Origin of the sequence: Mesorhizobium sp. M7A.F.Ca.CA.002.09.1.1, assembly GCF_003998555.1 — a bacterium.
Lineage (GTDB): Bacteria > Pseudomonadota > Alphaproteobacteria > Rhizobiales > Rhizobiaceae > Mesorhizobium > Mesorhizobium ciceri.
The window spans coordinates 1-5,693 of sequence record NZ_RZRR01000308.1 but is presented as its reverse complement, the minus strand read 5'-3'; the positions used below and the strand labels follow the sequence as shown (position 1 = coordinate 5,693).

7 protein-coding genes are annotated in these 5,693 nt (G+C 61.1%); 3 read left to right on the top strand and 4 right to left on the bottom strand.

The annotated features are described in order from the left end of the window. Positions 1-585: SAM-dependent methyltransferase (locus tag EN994_RS15350; RefSeq protein ID WP_206530409.1), on the bottom strand; the 585-nt coding region annotated here is incomplete at its 3' end. Further along, positions 582-1,436, bottom strand: a complete 855-nt coding sequence (gene lgt / locus EN994_RS15345; protein WP_127307626.1) for a prolipoprotein diacylglyceryl transferase — start codon at positions 1,434-1,436, stop codon at positions 582-584. The genes lgt and EN994_RS15350, both read right to left, overlap by 4 nt. Positions 1,437-1,605: 169 nt before the next feature. Here lgt and EN994_RS15340 point away from each other — a divergent pair, with 169 nt between their 5' ends. From EN994_RS15340 to EN994_RS15330, 3 genes are all read left to right on the top strand, one after another. Then, a complete protein-coding gene (locus EN994_RS15340) occupies positions 1,606-1,908 on the top strand; it encodes an accessory factor UbiK family protein (protein ID WP_063168840.1) in 303 nt (100 codons plus the stop codon). 344 nt (positions 1,909-2,252) lie between these two features. Beyond that, positions 2,253-2,753 carry a YbjN domain-containing protein gene (locus EN994_RS15335; protein ID WP_013530009.1) on the top strand — a complete coding sequence of 167 codons (501 nt, stop codon included), beginning with the start codon at positions 2,253-2,255 and terminating at the stop codon, positions 2,751-2,753. 27 nt (positions 2,754-2,780) lie between these two features. Further along, the gene (locus tag EN994_RS15330) at positions 2,781-3,140 is read left to right on the top strand and encodes a tRNA-binding protein (RefSeq protein ID WP_063168839.1); all 360 of its coding nucleotides are present in this window, start codon (positions 2,781-2,783) and stop codon (positions 3,138-3,140) included. Between the two features lie 115 nt (positions 3,141-3,255). Here the strand turns inward: EN994_RS15330 and EN994_RS15325 are convergent, their stop codons facing one another. Next, the gene (locus tag EN994_RS15325; RefSeq protein WP_063168838.1) at positions 3,256-4,830 is read right to left on the bottom strand and encodes a hypothetical protein; all 1,575 of its coding nucleotides are present in this window, start codon (positions 4,828-4,830) and stop codon (positions 3,256-3,258) included. A 207-nt stretch (positions 4,831-5,037) separates the two neighbouring features. Then, positions 5,038-5,693 (bottom strand): glycosyltransferase (locus EN994_RS15320; protein ID WP_164745937.1); only part of this gene is annotated, 656 nt, incomplete at its 5' end.

The following is a 5,693-nucleotide window of genomic DNA, read 5'->3' as shown; positions in this document are numbered from 1 at the left end:
GGCCGAGCCGGCGCCGGCGAAGAAGCAAAGGTCGTTGGTCTCGTCGAGGCCGACCATGCGCTCGCGCCAGCCGGCGCCGGCGCGGATGAACTGGCGGATGGGAACGGCGTCGAACAGTTCGTTGCCGACGATGAACAGCGATTGTTGCGGCAAGGTCTCGATGGTTTCGTGCCAGCCAACCGCGAAGGGTGTGACGCCAAGCGTCTTTTTTTGCACCTCGGTCAGGCGCGGGCTTGTCTCGATCATGGCGAAGGTGGCGCCGTTGGCCAGGTCAGGATCGAGCCGCGACAGCGTGCGCAGCATGTCCTTCATCAGCGTGCCGCGGCCGGGTCCGATCTCGGCGATGGTGGCCGACCGCGACCGGCCGCCCGCCAGCCAGGCTTGATAAAGCCACACGGCGACCAGTTCGCCGAACATCTGGCTGATTTCCGGCGCGGTGATGAAGTCGCCGCCCGCACCAAAGGGCTCGCGCGTCGTGTAGTAGCCGTCCGCCGGGTCGAACAGGCACAGCGCCATGTACTCGTTGACGGGAAGCGGCCCCAGGGCCTCGATCAGGTCGACGATGCGGGTCTTCAGCCGTGTCATGCCGGCTGCGGCTGTGCCACCGGCTTGGCGGTCAGCATCGCCCAGATGCCGGCCAACACCATCGGCGACGACAGGATCATGCCCATGGTCAACCAGTTGGTGCCGAGGAGATAGCCGAGCTGCTGGTCGGGGTCGCGGAAGAACTCGACGAAGATACGCGACAGGCCGTAGCCGCAGATGAAGGCGCCGCCGCCGAAGCGCGGCGTCTTCAGCTTAAGGCGCGAATGGGTGAGGATGCGCAGCACGAGGAACAGCACCACGCCCTCCAGAAGCGCCTCGTAAAGCTGGCTCGGATGACGGGCAAACGGCCCGCCATTGGGGAATTCGAACGCCCAGGGCACGTCGGTTGGCCGGCCCCACAGCTCGGAATTGATGAAGTTGGCGACGCGCACCAGGCCAAGGCCGACCGGCACGCCGGCCGCCACGACATCGAACAGCGACCAGGTGCGGATGCCGCGCTTGATGGAAAACAGCGTCATGGCGAGGATGACGCCGAGCAGGCCGCCATGGAACGACATGCCGCCCTGCCACACGGCGAAGATATCGAGCGGGTGCGCGATGTAGCGCGCCAGATCATAGAAGAGCACATAGCCGGTGCGGCCTCCGAGCACGACGCCGATGGCCGCCCAGACGATGAAATCGTCGAGATCCTCCGGCTTCATCGGCAGGACGCCGTTCGGCCACAGCCTGGCATTGGCGGCGAGCCGCTTGGCATACCACCAGGCGAACAGGATGCCGACGATATAGCCGACGCCATACCAGTGCACCGCCAGCGGCCCGATCTGGATGAGGATCGGGTTGATGTTGGGGAAGGGCAGGGAGGCCAGCGGCAGCAGGAAATATTCGTTCAACGGGGAACTCTCGATTGCGAACGTGTTTCGGCGCGGACCATGCGGCAGGGTTTTGGCAGGGTCAAGGCAAGGTGGGCGCACTCGACTTGATGCCGCAGCAAGGTGCAACAAGCTTGCATTCGACGCGCGGCGCCACTACGTCAATTTTGTGCAAGCGCGAGGATTTGCCATGTCGACCGGACCGAACCGCATTCTCGATGAATTCGCCAAGCTGATGACCGACGCCGCCGGCGCCGCCCAGGGCGTGCGCCGTGAGGTGGAGACCGCCTTCAAGGGGCAGGCCGAGCGCATTCTCAACACGATGGACGTGGTGCAGCGCGAAGAGTTCGAAGCCGCGCGCGAGATGGCCGCCAAGGCGCGGGAAGAAAACACCCGCCTTGCCGCCCGCATCGAGGCGCTCGAGGCGAAGCTTGCAGAACTGGCCGGCGACGCCACATCAGCGACGGCCGCCAAGCCGCGCACAAAAAAATAATCGTTAAACTTTTCCACATAGCCCGATCCTGAAAAGCGCTTTGCCGTGAATCGCTTAACGGCATTGCATGAATCTTTGTGACAGCGGCTTTCCACATGCGAATGACGCAGTGCGAAAAATTGGGCTGTTCACGCGACTCCCGATCAATAGACTGAATTTGTTGCATGATTCGGAGCAGGATCATGCGACCGGGCGGTGGGGTCCGGTCTGGGGTCTTTGCGTCGAGAAGTCGTCTTTGCGCGAGGAAAGTCCTGGCCGTCCGAGTTCTAGACAAGATTGTTCGTTGTGTGTGCCCTCCCGCGGAGCGTGTGGCGGCGCTCGTACAGAACGACAGGAAGCATTCCATGGAACTTCTCGAACTCGAATTCTCCCGCGAAATCCATCCGGTGGATGTTATCGAGCAGGTGGCCCACAACAACGACTGGTCTTTCGAGCGGGCCGGCGACGACGAGATTTCGATCTCGGTTGCCGGAAGCTGGACCGACTATCACGTCTCCTTTTCGTGGATGGAGGATTTCGAGGCGCTGCACCTGGCCTGCGCCTTCGATATCAAGGTGCCGGAGACCCGCACGCTGGAAGTGATGCGGCTCTTGTCGCTGATCAACGAGCAGATGCTGTTTGGCCATTTCGACCTCTGGGAGCAGGAGGGCGCGATCATGTTCCGCCAGTCGCTGCTGCTGGCCGGCGGGGTCGAGCCGTCGAGCCAGCAGGTCGAAGTGTTGCTGTCGTCGGCGCTGGAAGCCTGCGAATGCTATTTCCAGGCATTCCAGTTCGTCGTCTGGTCGGGAACCTCGGCCAAGGATGCCCTGGCCGGTGTGCTGTTCGAGACCTACGGCAACGCCTGAGTCCCCGTTAAGGCAGACAAGACCAAGATGAGTTCGAACACCGAGCGCAAGCCCGAGATCAGTTTTGCCGATTTCGATCGTGTCGACATCCGCGGCGGCACGATCGTCGAGGCCGAGCCGTTTCCCGAGGCGCGCAAGCCCGCGTTCAAGCTGAAGATCGATTTCGGCGCCGGCATCGGTATCAAGAAATCGTCGGCGCAGATCACCAAATACTATACACCGGAGACGCTGATCGGCCGGCAGGTGTTCGCGGTGGTCAATTTCCCGCCGCGCCAGATCGGTCCATTCATGTCGGAAGTGCTCACTCTCGGCTTTCCCGACGAAGAGGGCGCCGTGGTGCTCGGCGCGATCGAGCGTAAGGTGCCGGATGGCGGGCGGTTGTTTTAGGGTCTCAACTGGGGATCGGAATCCCCCGCGAACCGGGATGGATTGATAATCCTTTCGGCAGATGCTTCAGCATGAATTTCATGCCATGTCGTGACAGGAGTGTCGCGCGTGGACATCATCCGCTTTTCCTGTCCGCGTCGACCAATTTCCTTATTCTGTAAAATTTGAACTGTTTGCCTTCGGCGATTAATTCAAGGTTGCCGTGTCGTGGCGGGCTGCGCTCCGGCGCGATTACCAGCAGATAGTCAAAGTCACGGGTCCAATGCGCTGCATACGCTGCCTCGACCGGTGGTAAAGCACCGGCGGCGTAGGCCTCCAGCTCAGACATCGGGATAGGCCCGCCTTGCGGTACGGTCAGGTTTGCCACTTCCGGCCGGGGCCTCACCGGCTGTTTTCCCGGATAGGTGAACAGCGTTGGCATCAGTGCATTGCGTGTGACTACAGCCAACGCGGCAGCATTGTACATTGGATAAAGGAGCAGATTCGTTGGCGGGTCGTCTGGGAGGCCATTCTGGCCGGTAAGGATTCGCGAACCCATTGGAATGGCGTCGAACGCGGTCATAAGGGCACGATATTCGCCGCGGCACGACAATTGGGCCCAGATCGCGATGCCACTGTTTGCAAGCCCGGCGCCAAACGCCAGCGCGACGAGAAGTGTTCCACGCGAGCCTTGCGGACGCTTGATCGTGACGAAGGCTGGCAGGATCAGAACAAGCGCCAGAAGGACGCGCCCGTCGACAAAGGCCGTGTCCGCAACGCGAAACGGCATGAGAATGAACAGGCACAAGAGCCCAAAGCCTATCCAGCAGCCGACGCGAGAGACCGCCACCATCCTGTGCTTCACCGCAAGGTAACTGAGAATGACCAGCACCACGGTCACGGCTGAGGAAGTGTATCTGCTGAAGCCGTTGACTTGAACCAGCGCCAACAATTTCGCCGACAGGGCCCATTCGGTTCCTTCGCCACCCACTTTGCCGCCGTAGGCGAGCGCCAGGGCGCCAACTGCGACGACCGGAGCAGCCATTCCGGCAACCAGCAAGATCGTGCGTTTCCAATTCTCAATATGGTCTGGCCAGCGGGAGAGTTCGTACAGCCCCACCACAATGCCATACAGGCCGAGGGCAAATAGGTGAGAGATATACAGAACCACGACGAAGACGGCGTGGATCGCAAGGCGCAGCGGCAAAGGTCTTTCCGCAAGCCAAATCCAAACCGCGATGGACCAAAGAACGATCCCGAGTCCAAATTCAAAATTCACGAATCCGAAAGCGAAAGGCATGGCGTAGAGGAAGAGCGAAGCGACGAAGCCGCTGAGGATCACACGCCCCTGTGCGGCCGCTCCGACGGCCATTGCCCCGCTGACGACCAGCATTTGCGAGACTAGATAGAAAAGCTTTGATGCCAGCTCGATCCCGATCAAGCGCCCAGCGAACGGGACGACGAGATCCATGGCTAGATTAGGGTAGGGTGCCCACGCGGCTTCATAGTAGGGATGGGCTTCGGGCGTACCGGCGCGCATCAGGATCGACATTCTTGCGAGATGATTTGGATAGTCTGCCATAGCGGGTATGTCGACGAGCAGTACGGGCAAGAAAGCCACCACCAGCAGAACTATCAGCAAGATACCTTCTGGCCTGATGAAATGGCTCGTGTAACTGTTGATTTTGTTGCTGGCTGTTGCTTCGAGCATGCCACAATGTAGGTAGAAATGGTAAATTTTGAGTCGCCGACAATTATCAATCTGACTTGGTCATGGCTCCGAAGTCGCACAATACGTCACGCCGAACCATCCCTTTGAAACAAGGTGCCGTGGCAGACTAACGGTTGATTGTGCGTCGCCGCGCTTTGTCATCCGTGGCGGTGTGTCAGCTTCGCCCTTGGATAACGAAAAGCACGATCAGGCCGCCAGCTTTCGCCGTGTGCCCAGTGCTTCCTCGACCGTATCGAGGAACATTTCCGCACAGGCCTTCCAGCTATAGCGCATGGCGCGTTCGCGGGCTTCGGCACGGTCGACGTTGAGCGCGGCGAGTGAGGCCTCGCGCAAATCGTTGGAGACCGCGCCGCCAAAACCATCGCCGACAATGTCGATCGGCCCGGTCACCGGATAGGCGGCAACCGGCGTGCCGCTGGCCAGTGCCTCGATGATGACGTTGCCGAACGTGTCGGTGCGGCTCGGGAAGACGAAGACGTCGGCCGACGCATAGATCTCGGCCAGTTCGTCGTTGGGGCGATGGCCGAGGAAATGCGCTTGCGGATATTTCGCCTTCAGCCTGGCAAGCTCGGGGCCTTCGCCGACGATCACCTTGCTGCCGGGCAGGTCGAGGTCGAGGAAAGCACCCAGGTTCTTTTCGATGGCGACGCGGCCGACGCAGAGGAAGATCGGGCCGGGGAAGCCGAGGTCCTTCTTCCTGTCCGGGCGGAAATGGTCGGTGTCGACGCCGCGCGTCCATGGCCGCAGCTTGGTGAAGCCGCGCGCGGAAAGGTCGTCGGCGAGCGACTGGGTGGCGACCAGCGTGCCCTGGCCGGAATTATGGAAATCGCGCAGCCAGCGAT